This is a genomic window from Thalassospira sp. CH_XMU1448-2 (assembly GCF_037027285.1).
GTDB lineage: Bacteria > Pseudomonadota > Alphaproteobacteria > Rhodospirillales > Thalassospiraceae > Thalassospira > Thalassospira profundimaris_C.
Window position 1 is genome coordinate 146657 of sequence record NZ_JAYMEA010000005.1, and the last position, 19524, is coordinate 166180.

The window sequence follows — 19524 nt, forward strand, 5'->3', positions numbered from 1 at the left end:
AGCAACATCAATCTCGGGGAGCACATCATGTCGACACGGGCCTCGACCCTTACCGGGCGTATCATGTCCGCGCCGTCGATCATTGTCCTGTTTTTGTGGATGGCCGTCCCGCTGGGCATGACGATTTACTTCTCCTTCCTGCGCTACAACCTTTTGTCGCCGGGAATGGAAGAATGGATCGGTACACTTAATTACGAATTTTTCCTGACAGATCCGGCTTTCTTTGCATCGCTTGCAAACACCCTTTTGCTGGTGGGCTCTGTTCTTGTCATCACCGTGGTTGGCGGCATCCTGCTTGGCCTGATGCTTGATCAGCCGATCTTCGGACGCGGTATTCTGCGTCTGCTGGTGATCGCACCGTTCTTTATTATGCCGACCGTGAATGCACTGGTCTGGAAAAACCTTTTGATGGACCCGGTTTCGGGGATGTTTGCCTGGATCGCCAGTTTGCTTGGCCTGCCCGCGATTGACTGGTTCACCAATGCACCGCTGACCTCGATCATCATCATGGTGTCATGGCAATGGTTGCCTTTTGCTGTTCTGATTTTGCTCACAGCACTGCAATCGCTTGACCGTGACCAGAAAGAAGCCGCCCAGATGGATGGTGCCGGTCCGGTCGCGATATTTTTCTATATTACCCTGCCCCATCTCAGCCGCGCGATCACGGTTGTAATCCTGATCGAAACCATCTTCCTGCTGACCGTCTTTGCCGAAATCTTTGTGACCACCGGGGGTGGCCCGGGTCTGGCAACGACCAACATCGCCTTCCTCGTCTATACGCAGGCGCTGTTGCAGTTTGATGTTGGTGGTGCTTCGGCTGGCGGCATTGTCGCGGTCATTCTGGCCAATATCGTGGCGATCTTCCTGATCCGCCTTATCGGCAAAAACCTGGACAAGTAAGGGGCGCGACATGGAACATAAACAATCTCCCCTTGGCTATATCAGCTTTTCGGTATTTGCCTGGATCGTCGGGCTTCTGATCTTCTTCCCGATCTTCTGGATGGTCCTGACCAGCTTCAAATCCGAACTCGAAGCGGTTTCGATCCCGCCCAGCTTCATTTCCTTTGACTGGACGCTGGAAAACTACGCCGAGGTTCAGGAACGCTCTAACTATTTCAAGTTCGCCCTGAACTCGATCATCCTGTCTGTCGGGTCGACACTGGTTGGTCTGGTCTTTGCCGTGACCTGCGCATGGGCAATGGCCTTTAACCCGACCAAGCGGACCAAGGACGCGCTTCTGTGGATGCTGTCGACCAAGATGATGCCACCGGTTGGCGTGCTTGTGCCAATCTATCTGGTCTTCCGCGACTGGGGCCTGCTTGATACGCGCTTTGGTCTGATCATGGTGCTGTTCCTGATCAACCTGCCGATCATGGTCTGGATGCTCTACACCTATTTCAAGGAAATCCCGACCGACATTCTGGAAGCCGCGCGGATGGATGGCGCAACCCTGCCCAAGGAAATCATCTTTGTGCTGTTGCCCATGGCTGTTCCCGGCATTGCTTCGACCATGCTGCTCAACATCATCCTGGCCTGGAATGAAGCGTTCTGGACGCTCAACCTCACAACGTCTGATGCCGCCCCGCTGACGGCTTTCATCGCATCCTATTCCAGCCCCGAAGGGCTGTTCTGGGCCAAGCTTTCAGCCGCATCAACCTTGGCGGTTGCCCCAATTCTGGTCATCGGCTGGTTCTCTCAGAAACAGCTGGTACGTGGTCTGACATTCGGCGCGGTCAAGTAACCGCAAGCCCGTGAAAATAGAGAAAGAAGGAACACCAAAATGGGTGCTATCCGACTGGAAAAAGTCAAGAAAAGCTTCGGAACGCTGGATGTTATTCCCGGTGTTGATCTTGATATCAATGATGGTGAATTCGTTGTTTTTGTCGGTCCGTCAGGCTGCGGGAAATCAACCCTGCTGCGTCTGATTGCCGGTCTGGAAGATGTCACAGATGGCAAAATCCTGATCGACGGAACCGACGTTGCCAACGAGGCACCGGCCAAACGCGGCCTGTCGATGGTCTTTCAGTCCTATGCGCTCTATCCGCATATGACGGTCTATAACAATATTGCTTTTGGTCTGAAAATGGCGGGTGAAAGCAAGGATGTCATCGACCAGAAGGTCCAGTCTGCGGCCAAAATCCTCAACCTGACCGACTATCTCGAACGGCGTCCCGGCGCCCTTTCCGGTGGTCAGCGTCAACGTGTTGCCATTGGTCGCGCAATCGTGCGCAACCCGGCGGCCTTCCTGTTTGACGAACCGCTTTCAAACCTTGATGCCGCCCTTCGCGTCAATATGCGTCTTGAAATCACCGGGCTGCATCAGGAACTCAAAACCACCATGATCTATGTGACCCACGATCAGGTCGAAGCCATGACCATGGCCGACAAGATTGTGGTTCTTCAGGCTGGCCGTGTCGAACAGGTCGGCAAGCCGATGGAACTCTATAACAACCCCGCCAATAAATTTGTCGCCGGTTTCATCGGCTCGCCAAAAATGAACTTCCTGGGCGGGGAGCTTGCAGCAAAACACAATTGTCATGAAATCGGCATTCGTCCCGAACATCTGACGGTCAGCACTGAAAGTGGCGTCATCGCTGCAACAGTCAAAATCGCCGAACATCTCGGAGCTGAGACATATCTCCATGTCGAAGCCGATGGCCTTGGTCCGATGACGGTCCGTGCCACCGGCGAAATGCCACTTGGTGAACATGACAAGATCTTCCTGACACCTGAACAGGATCGCATCCACCGCTTTGACGCCCATGGTCTGGCGCTTGGCGCATCCTGATACGTGAACAAACCGGATCGCAAAGCCCTTGGCGGCTTGCGATCCCGCCTTACCAATCAAGCTAACTGTGAGTCCAAAATGTATCTTAAAAAGTTCGATCTTTCCGGGCGTCGCGCCTATGTCACCGGTGGCGGTCGCGCCATCGGCCTGTCCTGCTGCGAAGCACTGGCCGAGGCCGGTGCCCATGTTGTCATCGGCGATATCAGCGAAGCTGTTGCCGAAGAAGGCCGTGATTACCTGAAATCCAAGGGTTACACCGCCGATATCGACATCATGGATGTCACCAACACCGATCAGGTCCGTGCCAGTGCCGAAAAAATGGCCAAGCAGGGCGGCATCGATATTCTGGTCAACAATGCCGGTATTGCGCGTTCGGAAACCCCGGCAGAAACCGTGACCGATGAACATTGGCTTAATGTCATTGACGTCAATCTGAACGGGACGTTCTGGTGCTGCCGCGAGTTTGGCAAACAGATGCTGGCCAAGAAAAACGGCGTCATCGTCAATGTCGGCTCGATGTCGGGCTTCATCGTCAACAAGCCGCAGGAGCAGGCCTATTACAATGCCTCCAAGGCAGCGGTCCATCACCTGACCAAATCACTGGCTGCTGAATGGGGCGGGCGTGGTGTGCGCGTCAACGCGGTTGCACCGACCTATATTGCGACCCCGCTGAATGAATTCGTGAAATCCAAGCCGGAAATGTATGACGCATGGATCAATGGCACCCCGATGGCCCGCCTTGGCCTGACCGAAGAAATCGGATCGGTTGTGCTGTTCCTGGCATCCGATGCTTCCAGCCTGATGACCGGATCCATTGTTCTGGCTGATGGGGGTTACACCTGCTGGTAAGGCCAGGTGCAACTGTTGACCATAATGTCCTGAAGCTTTTTATGGTCAAAGTCGGAACAGTGGTAAAACGGGGCGCAGATGTGGGACCTGCGCCCCGTTTACCCTTTCAGGAAACCGGAACACTCGCCAGATAGCGCGAAAACGCATTATTCCCCACGACCTCAACACCATTTTCAAGGCCAAGGAACGTTGCAAGACGCTGCAAATGCGCCATCAACGGGCCTGCAACATTACCTTGGGCAAGCCCGTCTTCAAGATGCGCGCCTTGCACCAGAAGAACGCCTTTCTTGCGCTCGGACTTCAAATCGACACGCGCAACAAATTCGCCATTGAGCATGAATGGCAGGACGTAATAGCCGTATTGGCGTTTTTCGGCCGGAACATATATCTCGATCCGGTAGTTAAACCCGAATATCCGCTCGACCCGGTCACGTTCCCACATCACCGGATCAAATGGCACCATCAGACAGGTCGGCTTTGCCCGCGCCCGCGGATTGACGTTCGGGCACAGATATCCTGCCTGTTTCCAGCCTTCGACATCCGCGCGCAGCAACCGTCCCTCTTCGACCAGTTTGACCAGACAGTCCTTCACATCAGCCGTCGGCAAGCGGAAATATTTGCGCAAATCGGCTTCGGTGGCGATACCCATCGCCGCAATCCCCTTGCAGATCAGGTCTGATTGCGCCTCCAACCGGTCCGGTGCCGGATCATGGGCCGCATCCCCGATGATCCGGTGTGGCAAATCGTAAATCCGCTCGAAACTTGACCGGCGCTTTTGCGCCATCACCTGCCCGCTCCAGAACAGATATTCCATGGCGGTCTTGGTTTTCGACCATCCCCACCATTGCGAACTGCTTGCACCCTTTTCTTCAAGGTCACTTGAACCGACCGGGCCGTTGCGTTCGATGTGATCAAGGATGCCGGTGACCAGTTCGGGTCTCTCGTGCCGGATGCGGGCGATCCGCCCCCAGGTGCCCTTGCCCTGCTCGGCATCCTCCATCCGCCAGCGATAGAGCGGATAATCCTCAACCGGGATCATCGATGCTTCATGGCCCCAATATTCGAACAATTTCCGGTCGCGCGATTTGCCCCAGACAATGTCATCAAGCATCGCCGGGTCATAGACACCCAACCGGCTAAAAATCGGCATGTAATGGGCGCGGGTAAGCACATTGACGCTATCGACCTGCAACATATTGGTCTGGCGGATCGCCTTCATGATCCGGCGTTTGGTCACAGGCTTGCTGTCATTCTGATCAAATCCCTGCCCGCACAGGGCAAGATTACGCGCCTGCTTTATCGAAATCTCGACCGGGGCATCGGGCATGGAAATACTGTCAACTGGCATGATCACTCGGGAAAATTGGTAAATAAAAACAGCGTGATGCTAACATATCCTCCTGACAGATATGGCAGGAGCCTGCAACACCGCAAAATTCTGTTGATCGGACCCTTTTCAACCCTGACCCCGCGCGACTTCGCTTGACCGATCAGGCTGCCTCCCCCTACGCTTTGGAACAGAAAACCCGTCACAAAACAGGACCGGCACATATGGACAGCCCGCAAATCATGATCCTGACGGTTCTGGTCGGTACAGTCGCCCTGTTTCTGTGGGGACGCTGGCGTCATGACATGGTTGCGATGGCGTCCCTTCTGGTCTGTGTGGTGCTGGGACTTGTCCCGACTGACGCCGCCTTTGTCGGCTTTGGCCATCCGGCCGTGATCACGGTTGCCTGCATCCTGATCCTGTCATCGGCCCTGCAACAATCGGGCGCGGTCGATACGCTGACCCGCACCGTTCTTCCGCAATCGGCGGGACCCTTCATTACCCTTGCCGCACTCAGCCTTTTGGCTGCCCTTCTGTCGGCCTTCATGAATAATGTCGGGGCCCTCGCACTTTTGATGCCGGTTGCCCTTCAGATCGCCAACAAACAGGGCGTGCCACCGGGCAAGATCCTGATGCCGCTTGCCTTTGGCTCTATCCTTGGCGGCATGACGACCCTGATCGGGACGCCCCCCAACCTGATCGTATCGGGGTTCCGTGCCGGACTGACCGGCGATGGCTTTTCGATGTTTGATTACAGTCCCGTCGGCCTTGCCATCGCATTATCGGGTTTGGCCTTTGTCATTATTTTCGGGCGGTTTCTGGTACCGGCCCGCGAACGCGCCGGGGCCGAAGGATTTGAAACCGGCTCCTACCTGACCGAGGCCCGCATCACCGAGGGCAGCAAATCGGTTGGCATGTTGCTGCGCGATCTTAATACCGAGCTCGAAAAATCCGACGCACAGGTCATCGGCCTGATCCGCCATGAACGGCGAATTCCCGCCCCAAGCCCCTATCGCGAACTTCATCAGAACGACATTCTTCTGATCGAAGCCGAACCTGAAAGTCTGGCCTCTGTGCTTTCCGCCCTTGATCTGACCCTTGAGGCCGAATGGCGAAGTGCTGAGGCCGAACGCAAGGCTCAAGAGGCAAACGAAGCTCAGAAGGAGGCGAAAAAAGAAGCCCAGAAGGAAGCAAAGAAGGAAACTGGCAAGGAAACCGCCAAAGCCCAGAAGGCCAATAGTGCCGAAAAGAAAGTTGATCTTCCCGACGACGTAAAAGCCGACAGTAAAAGCACCGCCAAAACAGATCGCAAGAATGACGGATCAGATCAGGATGCAGAACATAAAAAGGCCCTGCAATCTGATGATGTGTCCCTGATCGAAGTTGTCGTTTTGCCCAATGCCGCCTTCATCGGACGGTCTGCTGCCGATATTCGCATCCGAAGCCGCTTTGGCATCAACCTGCTTGCCCTGTCTCGTCAGGGGCAGCGATCCATGACCCGGCTGCGCACCATGAAGATGCAGGCAGGCGACGTGCTTTTGATGCAAGGTTCGCCTGCCGCCATTGGCGAGTTTGGCAGCCGGATGGGCTGCGCCCCGCTTGCCGAACGCTCCCTGCATCTTGCCGACAAGTCCCAGGCATTCCGGGCCAGCGCCATTATGGGGATTGCCATTCTGCTCGCGGCCTTTGGCATCCTGCCTGCCGCCGTATCCTTTGCGCTCGGCGTTCTTGCCGCCATGCTGTTCGGGGTGGTGTCACCGCGCACGCTTTATGACGCGGTAGACTGGCCTGTCGTGGTGCTTCTCGCCGCCCTGATACCGGTTGCCAATGCGATGGAAAGTACCGGCAGTGCCGATCTGATCGCGCGCTTCCTGCTTGAAACAATCGCACAGGGCAATGCCGTCATTGCGGTCGGGCTGATCCTTGTCGTCACCATGACGCTATCGGATTTCATGAACAATGCCGCCACCGCAGCCGTCATGTGCCCGATTGCGATTGGCAGTGCCGCCCAGCTCGGTGCGAGCTCCGACCCGTTCCTGATGGCGGTCGCCATCGGCGCATCCTGCGCCTTCCTGACCCCCATCGGCCATCAAAACAACACGCTCATCCTCGGCCCCGGCGGCTTCCGCTTTGGCGACTACTGGAAACTCGGCCTGCCGATTGAAATCATCGTGGTGGCAGTTGGGGTGCCGATGTTGCTTTGGGTTTGGCCTTTATAGAATCTACTTATTCCGCGGGCACACCAGATTGTCCAACAGCTCTACTTAAGGAACTCTTCCGGAGATGGGCGAAACACCAAATCAGAGAGAATGTTGCGACATCGTGGTTCGCATTCTAGAGAGTATAGAAAATGATATTGGGCGGGACCAATATGCACCAGATGAACGTCAGCAAGAGACTAAGGCTGCCGACTGGCATGTCTCTATTGCAGGAAAACACTACTGGATTGAGCACACTCAAATTGAGCCATACGAAAAAGCGATCAAAAGCGATGCGAAGTACCTACAATTTCTTAAGAAACTGAAAGAAGCCAAATTTCTGTCTCTTCCCGATCATGTGGGCCTTACAGTAAGCGTATCTCACAACACGTATGACCTTCAAAACAGAGATATTGCGGAGACAGCTCGAAAAGCAGTTGTCGAAATAAACAAAAGAATTCCTAGCTTCACAAACCTCAATGATGACGAGTTTTCCAAGCAAATTCGCTTTGCAGTTGGCCCTATCGAATTTCGACTGCTCGCCACAACAAAGACTCCTCACCAAGGTATAGTCTGCTTCACACGACTTTCTCCATCCGATTTGGAAGCATTACGCTTTGCCCGAATAGAGAGAGCTCTATCGGAGAAGATAGAAAAATTTCGGACCGTCTCAGGAGATGGGAACAATACTGTGTTGGTGCTCGAATTTAAGGACCAAAGCATCTCGAATCATTCAGTCATTATCTCCAAAATAGAAAAAATTTGTGCCGATGGTTCAAACGTCCCCGATGAGCTCTTCTTGATCGATACTTCGCAAGGGCGTCGACAAATTTGGCACGTAATTAGCAACCGGAAGATCAAATCAGACAGATATCTGCGAGCTAGCCATTAAACGAAAAAGGGCAGCCATTGGCTGCCCTTCGCATTTCGAGATGGTCGTGTGGCTTAGCTGTCAAAACCAAGGTTCGGCGCGTCAAGGCCATTGGCACGGCAGGCCGAGATCAGGGTGTTGTTGAGCAGGCAGGCAATGGTCATCGGCCCGACTCCCCCCGGAACCGGGGTGATGGCACCGGCAACCTTGGCGGCACTTTCGAACTCGACATCGCCGACCAGCTTCATTTTGCCCTCGGCCCCTTCAACGCGGTTGATACCGACGTCAATCACCGTGGCACCCGGGGCAATCCAGTCACCCTTGACCATTTCCGGGCGGCCGACTGCGGCAACGACGATATCGGCACGACGGACTTCTTCGGGCAAATCGCGGGTACGCGAATGCGCAATGGTCACCGTGCAGCTTTCCTTCAGCAGGAGCTGCGCCATCGGCTTGCCAACGATGTTGGAACGGCCAACAACCACCGCACGTTTGCCCGACAGATCACCAAGGGTATCTTTCAGAAGCATCAGGCAGCCATACGGGGTGCAAGGGGCAAAGCCCTCTCCGCCCGTGGCCAGTGCACCGGCATTGACGACATGGAAGCCGTCAACATCCTTGGCCGGGTCAATCGCGGCAAGGATCGCCTGTTCGTCGATATGTTTGGGCACCGGAAGCTGGCAGAGGATACCATGGACGTTTTCGTCGGCATTGAGCTTGGCGATCAGGGCCAGAAGGTCTTCCTGGCTGGTATCGGCCGAGAGCTTGTGCTCATAGGAATTCATGCCGCATTCAAGGGTCTGTTTGCCCTTGTTGCGCACATATACCTGACTGGCCGGGTCTTCGCCCACCAGAATGACGGCAAGACCGGGGGTCACACCGTGGTCCGCTTTCAGCTTGGAAACTTCTGCGGTGATGTCTTCGCGCAGTTTGGCAGCGAATGCCTTGCCATCGATGATTTTTGCGTCACTCATGTGTCTGTCCGCCCGTAAGTTGGGTAATTTGCGCCGTCAGCTCTGCGGGATTGCCGGAAATCACCAGCACCTTGTTGCGGTCTGTATGCCCGGCAACGATCCCGACCGAGGATTTAGGCCATTTGGCCGCTTTTGCCAAAAGTTTTATCAGGGCCTGATTGGCTTTGCCGTTTTCCGGCACTGCGGTGACCGACACTTTAAGCTGTGTGCGGCCAGTCGCATCATTCATCAGACCATTGATCGCATTGCGCGAGGCTTTTGGCGTTAAACGCACAAACAGACGGATCCCGGTTTGGTCAGAGAGTATCTCGCAAACGGGATCAGTCATTGTCTAAATGAGACATCTAGTAACCTAAAAGAGCCATCCGCACATCGGTCTGGATCAGCATATTGGCAAATTGCAGAACCAGGATCAGAACAATCGGCGAAAGATCAATGCCGCCAAGGTCCGGCATGACGCGCCGGATCGGGCGCAGGGCCGGTTCGGTCACACGATAGAGGAAATCACCGACCATATAGACGAATCGGTTGCTGGTATTGATGACGTTGAATGCCACAAGCCATGACAGGATTGCAGAAGCAATCAGCATGAAAATGTAGATACCAACTACAGTATCAATAAGCCAAAAAATCGCCAGCATCGCCGCTCCTTACTATCGCCGGGGCATATTCGATTTTTGCCCGGTAAGATGTTTGCACGCTGCAAAACCTAGTCGGCAATGGCCGGTAACGCAAGCGCAGAGCGTTGATTTCACCCGTTACCGGGCCAAGTTTTCATCGTTTTGTGATCCCTGTCACCTGACAAGGTGGTGCGATTGACATCACCATACGCCGCCTGGTTGCATTGTGCCCTTGCCAGAAACTGTCAGGAGATGTCAGTCACATCTGCTTATCGACTTGCGGGCATGATCGCTTCTTGCCAACAATGCGCCTCGCGCCAACACGCCGTGCCATTGAAAGGAACCAGCATGCCCCACCACGATCATCCGCGCTGCGGCTGGGCAAACATCCATCTCGACAAGCCGTTTTACATTGATTACCACGATGCGGAATGGGGTGTTCCGGTCCATGATGACCGGCTTTTCTTTGAAATGCTGATCCTTGAAGGGGCGCAGGCGGGGTTAAGCTGGCTGACGGTTCTGGCACGGCGCGATACCTATCGCGCGGCCTTTGATAATTTCGATGTTCACAAGGTCGCGGCCTATGACGAAGCCAAACAGGAATCGCTGATGGCCGACCCGGGGATTATTAGAAATAAATTAAAAATCGCCGCGACTATTAAAAACGCCCAAACATTCATTGCCATCCAGAAAGAGTTCGGAAGCTTTGATTCCTATATCTGGAACTTCGTTGATGGCAAGCCGGTGATCAATCACTGGAAAACCATGGGTGACTGCCCGGTTTCGACCGAGCTTTCCGACCGGATTTCCAAGGATCTGAAAAAGCGCGGCATGAAGTTTGTCGGCACGACCATCATCTATGCCTTCCTTCAGGCCACCGGCCTTGTGATGGATCACACCACGGATTGTTACCGCTACCCGCAGCTTGCAAAATAGCCATCTGTTCTGATGGGCAAAGGCCTGCTATAGCCTTGGTATGGCAACCGTAATGCATATCATCAACGAACTCGACGCCGGGGGTGCTGAACGCGTCCTGACCCGGATTGCGTGTCATAACGCGCAAAATCCGGGGCCTGATATCCCGCGCCAGATCGTTGTTTCACTGATGGATAAAGGGGTATACGGCCCCGATCTGATGGCGGCCGGTGTTGAGTTGCATTGCCTTGGCATGGCATCGGGCATTCGCGATTTGCCCGGCGCGATCATCCGGCTTTCACGGCTGATGCGCCGCACGCAGCCCGACGCCATCATGTCATGGCTGTATCATTCCGATTTCATCTCCACCCTTGCTGCCATCCTGTCAGGACGCGGGACCAAAAGGCTGGTCTGGAATATCCGCTGTGCGGAAATGGATCTTGCACAATACGGACGTTCGACCCGCATTGTTCTGGGATTGCTGGCGAAACTGTCCGGTCGTCCAGCCGTGATTGCCGCGAATTCGCATGCCGGTCAGCGTCATCACATCAAATGCGGCTATCACCCCAAAAGATGGGCCTATCTGCCCAACGGTTTTGACACCGATGAATGGCACCCCGATCCCGGTGCTCGAAAAAGACTGTGCGCCGAACTTGGCATTGAACCGGCCAAACATTTGATTGGCATGGTCGCGCGCAAGGACCCGGCCAAGGATCACGATACCCTGTTTGAAGCGATCAGGCTGCTTCGCGCCAAAACCCATGATGCGCATCTGATCCTGATTGGTCACGATACCGAAAGCCTTGCCGTACCCGCGGAGCTCGCCCCACATGTTTCAGCCCTTGGACTAAGGCGCGATGTTGCCAAGATCGTGCCTGCCCTCGACATTGCGGTTCTGTCGTCAAGCTTTGGCGAAGGGTTTCCCAATGTCATCGGCGAGGCCATGGCATGTGGTGTACCGGCAATCGGCAATGATGTTGGTGATGTTGCAGAAATTCTGGGCGGTACTGGCAAGACTGTCCCGCTGCGCGCACCAGATAAACTTGCCAACGCCATCGAGGAACTTCTGACCGAAGATCGCGATAGCCGGACCTGTCGCAAGACCGCTGCGCGCAAACGGATCATTGATCATTACAGTCTGACAGCAATGAATGATCGTTATCTTGCCCTTTGGAACGGACTGGCAGGCAATCGCGCAATGCCGGATTTCAATTTCCCGAAGGATGGGAACTAGACGCTAGGCGGGTTTACTGGAACCGCGCAGCAACAGGGTGGTTTCAAGGGTGATGGTTTTACCGCCGCCGTCTGACAGGGCCATTTCCGCAGCCAAACGTCCCTTTTCAACTGAGTCCTGATACATGGTGGTTAGGGGCGGGTCGGTACGTTCACCCGCAGCAATACCGTCAATCCCGATCACCTTGAGATCGTCGGGCACCTTGCGGCCAGACGTGCGCGCGGCATCAATCGCCCCGATCGCAATCACATCCGACATGCCGAGAATGCCGTCGATTTCGGGATGCTGTGCCAGCAATTCCGTGGTCATTTTTGCGCTATGGCCTGACTGGTTGTCGCATTCGACATGGATAATGTCGGAGGCAGAAATCCCGGCTGCCTGCAGGGCATCGTGATAGCCCGCCAGACGTTCACGGACGACCCGGTGGCTGGCCGCCCCGATCCGGTTAGCATTCATCGGGCCGAAATGATCATGCTCGGTCGCCTGAAGCGACAGGATGCCAAAACGTTTTGCCCCGCAATCTAGAAGATGCCGGGCGGCATTTCTGGCCGCCCCGAAATCATCAAGCACCACAGATCCAGCCGCACCGGTAATGTCGGTATCGATGCTGATCAGCGGCTGGTTACGGCGCTGAATGGCGGCGATGATGTCATTATTGTCGGAATAGCAATGGACCAGAAAGGCATCAACAGCGGCATTATTGACCGCCTCGATTGCCTGTTGCTGATTTTGCGCAGAAATGATCATGACATTGACGCCATGCTGCGCACATTCGCGCCCGATCCCGCGCAGCAACTCAATCGCTGCCGGATCGCTAAAGGCATATTCAAGGTTATCGGGAAACACCACACCAAGCGCACCAGCCTTGCCCGTGCGCAGCATCCGGGCCATGACATGCGGCCCGCGATAGCCAAGTTCCCTGGCGGCAGCAAAAATGCGCTCGCGTACTTCGGGTCGGACCAGATCGGGTTTGCCAAAGGCATTTGACGCTGTTCCTTGCGAAACCCCGGCCGCCTTTGCGACATCCAGAAGTTTTACGCGTTTTGCCATGCGCCTGTTTTCCCCGAGCCCGTGTGTTTCACACTGATAGTGATTTGAAGCGGTTACACTATAGCCAAAAGCAATGTTTCGCTACCAGAAGACATTGAAGTTCATAAGCCTTATCTGTTTTCCGGCTGGGTATGGCGGAACGTCAGATTGATCCGCTCATTTACCTGACGGGCGGTTTTGGGAATTTGATGCAACCAGAAATGCTGGGTTTGCCCGGCCATGATCAGGGCCGAGTTATGCGGCAAATCGATGCTGATACGATCACCGGTTTTTTTATGCCGTAAATGAAAGCGCCGTTCCTCGCCAAAGGACAGGCTGGCAATGACCGGATTTTCCCCCAGCACGTCTTCGTCATCGGCATGCCAGGAAACACTGTCACGACCATCCCGGTAATAGTTCAGAAGAACAGTATTAAACGATGCACCGGAAAGGTCTTCGGCAAGTTTGCGCAAGGGTGCAATTACGGATGGAAACGGTGCCGCCGGATGATAGACGCCGCTATAGCGATAGGCGACCTCGCCATACCATGCGGTCAATCGGGGAACGGGGATTTCCTTGCCATGGATTTTGGCGATTTCCTGTTGCCAGACGATCCCGCTTTTCAGGCGCGAAAATGTCCGGTCCGCAACATCCGGGTCCATGATCTCGCGCAGCAGCAAAACTTCCCCGTCAAAGGGCAAAAGATTGCGTGGTGGTTCATTGGCAAACAGATCGCCGGTCATGATCATCCCCGGAAGTCATTCTGCCAAACACCTATGACGAACGGTTGCGAAACTCAAGCCACAGTTCGCTGATATATTTGTTTTCACAGAAAACCCGGGCCCGTTAGCCATTCACCAGAGTGACACCTTCCTGGGATGCATATCGTTCGACATCCTCGACACTCAGTCCCGCAGCGCTATAGAGATTGATGGTTTCAAGTTCGAGATCGGTTTCGGCATCGGCAAGCGATTGCAGGGAACCGGTCAGGCTGCGCTGGGAATCAAGCACGTCGAGAAAATCCGAAAGCCCCTGCACATAGCGGACCCTGGATTGTTCAAACGCATCACGGTGATATTGCACCGAGGCAATCAGGGAGTCCCGTTGCTGCATGGCACCGACATAGCCGTAAATCGCACTTTCGACTTCTTCAATCGCCGCAAGCAGGGTCTGGCGATAGGTCAGGAAAGCCTGTTCGGCCTCTTCTTCGGCCACGGTGATGTTCGCACGACGTTCACCACCATCATACAGCGTCGCGTCCAGAAGTGCTCCGATGGCCGCCATGGCTGTGCGGACAATCGGCCCGGTGCCATATCCGGTCGCCCCCAGTGCCAAAGACCCGCTGAGCGTCAGTTCCGGATAAAGTGTGGCGGTTTCGACCCCGATCTGCGAGGTCGCAGAAATCAGTGCCAGTTCCGCCGCGCGGACATCCGGCCTGCGACGGAGCAAGTCCGCAGGAATGCCAATCGGCGGACTGCTTTGGAATTCCGGCAAGGGCGAGACGTCAAGCAGCAGGTCGCGATGGGAGCCGGGCTGTGCACCGACAAGGATCGAGATTGCATTGATCGACCGGTCAATACTTGTCTGCAAGGTCGGGACGGTGGCCTCAAGATCGGCGACCTCGGCCCGCGCACGCGAAAGATCAAGCTCCGATCCCAGACCGGTCTGAAGCCGAACCTGTACGATGTTGCTGGTCTGGCGTTGCAGATCAAGGGAGTCCTGCAACAGGGCCAGCCGTTTCTGCGCGCCGCGCAGTTCGATATAGTTGCCGATAATGTCGGCTATCATGGTGCGATAGACATCTTCGCGCAGATAGACCTGACGCAGATAATCGGCCTTGGCGACTTCTTCCTCGCGGGTCTGTCCGCCCCAAAAATCCACCGTCCATGACAGGTCAATCCCCGCGCCAAAGCCAAGGTCATCGACATGATCGCCACTGGCCCGGCTTGAGGTTGACCGATCCGCCGAACTGTCAAGGGTTGCACCAACCGTCGGACCATTGGCCCCTTCGACACCGCGTGCGGTTGCAGCGGCGGCACGAATACGACTGATCGCAATTCTGAGATCAATATTGTTGGTGACACCCTCGTTGATCAGTCCCTGCAAGACCGGATCGGTTGTGCTTTCCCACCAGCGGCCGTGATCGGCCTGTGATGCGGTGATTACGGGGATTTCAGGGGTATAGGCCCCCACCAGGTCAAAACTCGGTGCCGTGTAATCAGGTCCGACAGACTGGCAGCCGCCAAGTGCGCCGAGCAAAGCGATTCCCGAAACTGCAAAAAGACGACGCGTATTCATGTTATTTCGCACTTCCTTCAATACCGCCCTTGGCATCTGATCCATGGGGGAGTTCGTCGGGAATCTCGCCCGTGTCGGGAATGGATTCTGCGGCGCGCAACTGGGTTTGCAGTTTCAAACCACCATCGGCACGTGCCGATACCAGTGGTGCCAGCAACAGATACAGTACCGGGGTCAGGAACAATGTAAATACGGTGGCAAAGCCAAGCCCGCCAAATACAACCCAACCGATTGCAGCACGGGCCTCTGCCCCGGCGCCGGAACCAAGCACGAGTGGCAAACCGCCCAGCACCGTCGAGATCATTGTCATCATGATCGGACGCAAACGCACCATCGCCGCATCATGAACGGCCTCGCGCACGGACCGGCCGGCATCGCGCAGCTGGTCGGCGAATTCGACAACCAGAATGCCGTTTTTGGCCATAAGCCCCACCAGCATCACAAGCCCGATCTGGCTATAGATATTGATCGAGGTACCACTGAGACTAAGTGCAAAGATCGCCGCGGCCAGACCAAATGGCACGGTCAGCACCACCACAAGGGCGGACATGAAACTTTCGAACTGGGCTGCCAGAACAAGAAGCACGACCAGAACCGCAATCAGGAAAGTGATCTGAACATCGTTTGATGTTTCACCCAAGGCCGCGGCATCGCCCAGGAACAAGACACCGACACCCGGCGGCAGGACCTTGTCGGCCGCAGTCGTGACGTCATTAACCGCATCGTCAAGCGTGTAGCCCGGCGCAAGGTTGGCAGAAATACCCACCGCACGTTGCTGACCTTCGCGTTCGAGTTCGGAAGCAACGGCTTCTTCGCTGAGCGTGATGACCGATGACAGTGGAAGAATACGGCCATTGGTTCCGGTGACAAACAGGTTCTCAAGATCGGACGGGTCATTGATGCTGCCAACTGCACTGCGCAGTTTGACCGGGATGCTTTGGTCATCGACATTGATGTCGGTGACTTCATATCCCTCGATCATCGCACGCAGCGTCGTATCAAGTTCGTCAATCTCGATGCCAAGATCAAAGGCGCGCTTGCGGTCGATATTGACCAGAAGCTGTGGCTGGGTGGTCTGGTAGGACACCCGGATACCGGTCAGTTTCGGATTGTTTGCTTCAAGTTCGGCCTGAAGGGCACGGGCATTGGCCGCAAGATTGCGATAGTTCGTTCCTGTCAGGGCAAATTGCAACCCTTCGCCGGTTCCGCCACGCAAACCAAGGCTGTTAGGTTGCCAGACAAAGGCCTGTACGCCCGGCAAGGCATTCAGCTTGCCCCGGATGCTGTTGGTGATTTCCTGCTGGCTGCGATCACGTTCATCCCACGGCACCAGCGGTGCGATCACCAATGCACGGTTGGGGTCCCAAAGACCAACGATGGTATAGATGTTATAGGCATCCCCGGCATCGACCACCGGTCGCAGAATGTTTTCGACCGCTTCGACCTGACGGTCCATATAATCGATACCGACCCCGTCCGGACCACGCAGGGATACCAGAATGCGTCCGCGATCCTCGTTGGGCAGCAATTCCTTGGTCACCGCGTTATAGGCACCGAACGCCAGACCACCGGCAACAATACAGATCATCAATGTGACGACCGGGTTGCGCAGTACCCATTCCAGAATGACGCGGTAAATCCCCGCAAAGAAAATGCCGACCCGTTCAAGCATATTGGGTTCGACATTTGCATCACCGTCATGGGGATCAATATGTTTGAGACGCGATGCCAGCATCGGACACAAAGTCAGTGCAACAAAGGATGACACCGCCACCGAGAAGGCCAGAACAAAACCGAATTCACGGAACAGACGACCGGCCGTACTGGGCAGGAAAGAAATCGGCACAAACACCGAAATCAGGGTCAGCGTGGTCGCAATTACGGCAAAGAACACCTGCCGGGTACCAAGCACCGCAGCCGCCATTGAGCCAAGCCCCTGATGACGGCGACGCTGAATGTTTTCAAGCACCACAATCGCATCATCAACGATCATCCCGGTCGCCAGAACCAGCGCCAGCAAGGTCAGGATATTGATCGAGAACCCCATCGCCCAGACAGCAGCAACTGTGCCGATCAGTGCAATCGGAATGGTTACCGTCGGGATCAGGGTTGCAGTAAAGGAGCGCAGGAAAAGATACAGCACACCAATCACGATGATGATCGCAAGTGCGAGGCTAAAGATCACTTCCCACAATGCACCTTCGATAAATACCGCATCGTCGGAGTTAACAAAGATTTCGATGCCATCGAACTGTTTGTTCAGACGGTCGACCGCGTCGCGCACACCATTGGAAATCGCAATGGTGTTTGATTGGGCCTGTCGCACAACGCCAAGCCCGATTACGGCCCGGCCATCAAGGCGAACATAGGACGTCGCATCATCGGGGCCGTAATAGATATCGGCAACATCGCCAAGCAGAATACCGTCACGTACCAGCATCTGATTGAGCTTTTCGACTTCCCAGACCGATGCATCGGCACGCACAAACAGTTTCTGATCAGCTGATTCAAAGCTGCCTGCCGGGATGTCGAACTGTGCTGTTCGCAAAACATCGGCAATATCCTTTACCGACAGTCCGTAACTTGCGATACGCAGCGGATCAACGCGGACATGAAGAACCTTTTCGCGATCGCCGTTGACCGTGATTTCCGCAACACCCGGAACGGCAAGCAAGGCCGGGGTGATCTGGTCATCGACAATATTGGCGAGTTCTTCCTCGGTCAGGCGGGTGGTGACAACCGCCATGCGCATGATCGCACTGGCATCTGCATCGGCCTTGACCACACGGACTTCCTCGACCTCGTCCGGAAGACTTCTGGTCGCGCGGCTGACGGCTTCGCGGATGTCACTGGCAGCATCATTGATTTCAACATCCGGATAGAATTCGATGCGAACCCGCGAGCTGCCTTCCTCGCTTTGGGAATTGATATTCTTGACGCCACTGACGCGCGAAGCAGCACTTTCAAGAACCGAGGTGACTTCGGCGTCAACGGTTTCCGGAGATGCGCCGCGATAGGTTGCGCTGATCGTCACAGTCGGCCGATCCACGTTCGGCAATTCGCGGATTTCCACGCCAAGCATCGCAGCCAGACCGGCCAAAATGATCAACAGGGCGACAACACAGACCAGCACCGGGCGACGGATACTAAGGGATGCAAGATCATTCTGATCCTGATTGCCGGAATGATCGGTCATGGTCAGGATCCCTCACCTGTACCCTCGCGGGCGGCGACACCGGGTTCGTCAATGGTGTTACGAATGGTTGCGTCAACCTTGCGGCCCGGACGCAGGCGCAAGACACCCTCGACAACAATAAGATCCCCCTTGGCGACCGGACCATCAATCAGGATACGGCCGTTGGTGCGTTTGACGACACGAACGGGAACACGCGATACCTCTTCATCGGCGATCCGCCAGACATAGGTGCCACCATCCCCCCAAAGGACGGAAATCTCGGGAACGGAGGGATATTGTTTGCCTTCAATATCGACGTAAACGGCAAAGGACATCCCGGCAAGCAAGCGACCATTCGGGTTGGGCACGCGCGCACGCACATTAAAGGTCCGGCTTTCCGGATCAATGCGGCTTCCGATTGATTCAACAACCCCGGTGAAAAGTTCGCCCGGAAGGCTCCATGTTTCAACGCGCAGCGACTGTCCGGGTTTGACATTGTCAAACCGGGTTTCGGCAACTTCGAAATCGACCAGAATGCTGTCGATATTATCAAGGGTCACAAGCATGGTGGAGCTGTCTACACGGTCACCGGCCTCGATCTGGGGAATGCCAATGATGCCGTCAAATGGCGCAAGAATGGTCCGATCAGCCAGATCAACCTCGGCCTGATCGAGTTGAATTCTTGCTTCGGCCAGCGCGGTCCGGGCGCTGTCGACCTCGCTTTCCGCAACCGCACCAAGCGGGCGGGCCTGCTCATAGCGGGCAAGAAGCTGTTCGGCATCCTTGACCTGAACGGCTGCAAGATTGCGGGCAAGGCGTTCGCGTTCGGAATTGAGAATGACAAGAACCTGACCCTTGGTGACCTTGTCGCCAGCACGGACCAGAACGTCTGCAACTTCGCCGGAAACTGCGGGATAAATCGAAACTCCAAGGGCAGATTTGCCCGTCCCCACGGACTCAACGACGGTTGTTTCATCCATCAGGCTGGCATATTCGGCAATCACCGGAAGCGCACGATCACTACCCCCGCCTGAGCCACCACCGCCACTGCGTTGCTGGCCCTGTTCGGATTGACCGCCCGACGATACGAGCGCGACAATTTCGTCTTTGGCAAAGATATAGGCAGATGCGGCGACTGCAAGGAGTGCGACACCTGCGATCAGAAGCGTTGATTTACGCGCCATCACATTGATACTTCCAAGTCGGGCAGATCACGTGACCTGCCCCAAGAGAGCCCTGTTCCCTA

The 19524-nt window shown here is 55.4% G+C and carries 17 protein-coding genes; 8 read left to right on the plus strand and 9 right to left on the minus strand.

Annotated features, from left to right (window positions below):
- Window positions 1-27: 27 nt before the first annotated feature.
- The 4 genes from WA318_RS17280 to WA318_RS17295 all read left to right on the plus strand — a co-directional run bounded on the left by WA318_RS17280 (window position 28) and on the right by WA318_RS17295 (window position 3637).
- A complete protein-coding gene (locus tag WA318_RS17280) occupies window positions 28-900 on the plus strand; it encodes a carbohydrate ABC transporter permease (RefSeq protein ID WP_114097058.1) in 873 nt (290 codons plus the stop codon).
- A gap of 10 nt (window positions 901-910) precedes the next feature.
- A complete protein-coding gene (locus tag WA318_RS17285; protein WP_114097057.1) occupies window positions 911-1741 on the plus strand; it encodes a carbohydrate ABC transporter permease in 831 nt (276 codons plus the stop codon).
- A 39-nt stretch (window positions 1742-1780) separates the two neighbouring features.
- On the plus strand, window positions 1781-2788 hold the full coding sequence (locus tag WA318_RS17290) for an ABC transporter ATP-binding protein (RefSeq protein WP_336083138.1): 1008 nt from the start codon (window positions 1781-1783) through the stop codon (window positions 2786-2788).
- Window positions 2789-2866: 78 nt separating this feature from the next.
- Window positions 2867-3637 carry an SDR family NAD(P)-dependent oxidoreductase gene (locus WA318_RS17295; protein ID WP_068519864.1) on the plus strand — a complete coding sequence of 257 codons (771 nt, stop codon included), beginning with the start codon at window positions 2867-2869 and terminating at the stop codon, window positions 3635-3637.
- 106 nt (window positions 3638-3743) lie between these two features.
- Here WA318_RS17295 and WA318_RS17300 read toward each other — a convergent pair whose 3' ends face one another.
- Complete coding sequence (locus WA318_RS17300; protein WP_336083140.1) at window positions 3744-4985, minus strand: winged helix-turn-helix domain-containing protein; 1242 nt, start codon at window positions 4983-4985, stop codon at window positions 3744-3746.
- A 203-nt stretch (window positions 4986-5188) separates the two neighbouring features.
- On the opposite strand from WA318_RS17300, the gene WA318_RS17305 reads away from it, so the two are divergent.
- Both WA318_RS17305 and WA318_RS17310 read left to right on the plus strand, forming a co-directional pair.
- Window positions 5189-7183 carry an SLC13 family permease gene (locus WA318_RS17305; RefSeq protein WP_443082647.1) on the plus strand — a complete coding sequence of 665 codons (1995 nt, stop codon included), beginning with the start codon at window positions 5189-5191 and terminating at the stop codon, window positions 7181-7183.
- A 64-nt stretch (window positions 7184-7247) separates the two neighbouring features.
- Window positions 7248-8054, plus strand: coding sequence for a hypothetical protein (locus WA318_RS17310; RefSeq protein WP_336083142.1), 807 nt, complete (start codon window positions 7248-7250; stop codon window positions 8052-8054).
- A 53-nt stretch (window positions 8055-8107) separates the two neighbouring features.
- Here WA318_RS17310 and folD read toward each other — a convergent pair whose 3' ends face one another.
- From folD to WA318_RS17325, 3 genes are read right to left on the minus strand one after another with little or no spacing between them, the layout of a single operon-like run.
- Window positions 8108-9007, minus strand: coding sequence for a bifunctional methylenetetrahydrofolate dehydrogenase/methenyltetrahydrofolate cyclohydrolase FolD (folD, locus tag WA318_RS17315; RefSeq protein WP_336083144.1), 900 nt, complete (start codon window positions 9005-9007; stop codon window positions 8108-8110).
- A complete protein-coding gene (locus WA318_RS17320; RefSeq protein WP_336083146.1) occupies window positions 9000-9335 on the minus strand; it encodes a DUF167 family protein in 336 nt (111 codons plus the stop codon). Before WA318_RS17320 ends, folD begins: the two co-directional genes overlap by 8 nt.
- A gap of 16 nt (window positions 9336-9351) precedes the next feature.
- Window positions 9352-9648 (minus strand): YggT family protein, encoded by a 297-nt coding sequence (locus tag WA318_RS17325; protein ID WP_114097051.1) that lies wholly within the window; start codon window positions 9646-9648, stop codon window positions 9352-9354.
- A gap of 327 nt (window positions 9649-9975) precedes the next feature.
- Between WA318_RS17325 and WA318_RS17330 the strand changes: the two genes are divergently transcribed.
- Both WA318_RS17330 and WA318_RS17335 read left to right on the plus strand, forming a co-directional pair.
- Window positions 9976-10563, plus strand: coding sequence for a DNA-3-methyladenine glycosylase I (locus WA318_RS17330; RefSeq protein WP_336083148.1), 588 nt, complete (start codon window positions 9976-9978; stop codon window positions 10561-10563).
- 52 nt (window positions 10564-10615) lie between these two features.
- Complete coding sequence (locus tag WA318_RS17335) at window positions 10616-11776, plus strand: glycosyltransferase (RefSeq protein ID WP_336083150.1); 1161 nt, start codon at window positions 10616-10618, stop codon at window positions 11774-11776.
- A gap of 3 nt (window positions 11777-11779) precedes the next feature.
- On the opposite strand, the gene WA318_RS17340 is transcribed toward WA318_RS17335, so the two are convergent.
- The 5 genes from WA318_RS17340 to WA318_RS17360 all read right to left on the minus strand — a co-directional run bounded on the left by WA318_RS17340 (window position 11780) and on the right by WA318_RS17360 (window position 19462).
- Entirely contained in the window at window positions 11780-12826 is a 1047-nt protein-coding gene (locus tag WA318_RS17340; RefSeq protein WP_336083152.1) for a LacI family DNA-binding transcriptional regulator, read from the minus strand.
- A 110-nt stretch (window positions 12827-12936) separates the two neighbouring features.
- Window positions 12937-13548 carry an alpha-ketoglutarate-dependent dioxygenase AlkB family protein gene (locus tag WA318_RS17345; protein ID WP_336083154.1) on the minus strand — a complete coding sequence of 204 codons (612 nt, stop codon included), beginning with the start codon at window positions 13546-13548 and terminating at the stop codon, window positions 12937-12939.
- 103 nt (window positions 13549-13651) lie between these two features.
- The gene (locus WA318_RS17350) at window positions 13652-15103 is read right to left on the minus strand and encodes a TolC family protein (protein ID WP_336083156.1); all 1452 of its coding nucleotides are present in this window, start codon (window positions 15101-15103) and stop codon (window positions 13652-13654) included.
- A 1-nt stretch (window position 15104) separates the two neighbouring features.
- Window positions 15105-18299: an efflux RND transporter permease subunit gene (locus WA318_RS17355; RefSeq protein ID WP_336083158.1), complete on the minus strand. Its 3195-nt coding sequence runs from the start codon at window positions 18297-18299 to the stop codon at window positions 15105-15107.
- Window positions 18300-18301: 2 nt separating this feature from the next.
- Window positions 18302-19462 carry an efflux RND transporter periplasmic adaptor subunit gene (locus WA318_RS17360; protein WP_336083160.1) on the minus strand — a complete coding sequence of 387 codons (1161 nt, stop codon included), beginning with the start codon at window positions 19460-19462 and terminating at the stop codon, window positions 18302-18304.
- Between the last annotated feature and the right edge of the window lie 62 nt (window positions 19463-19524).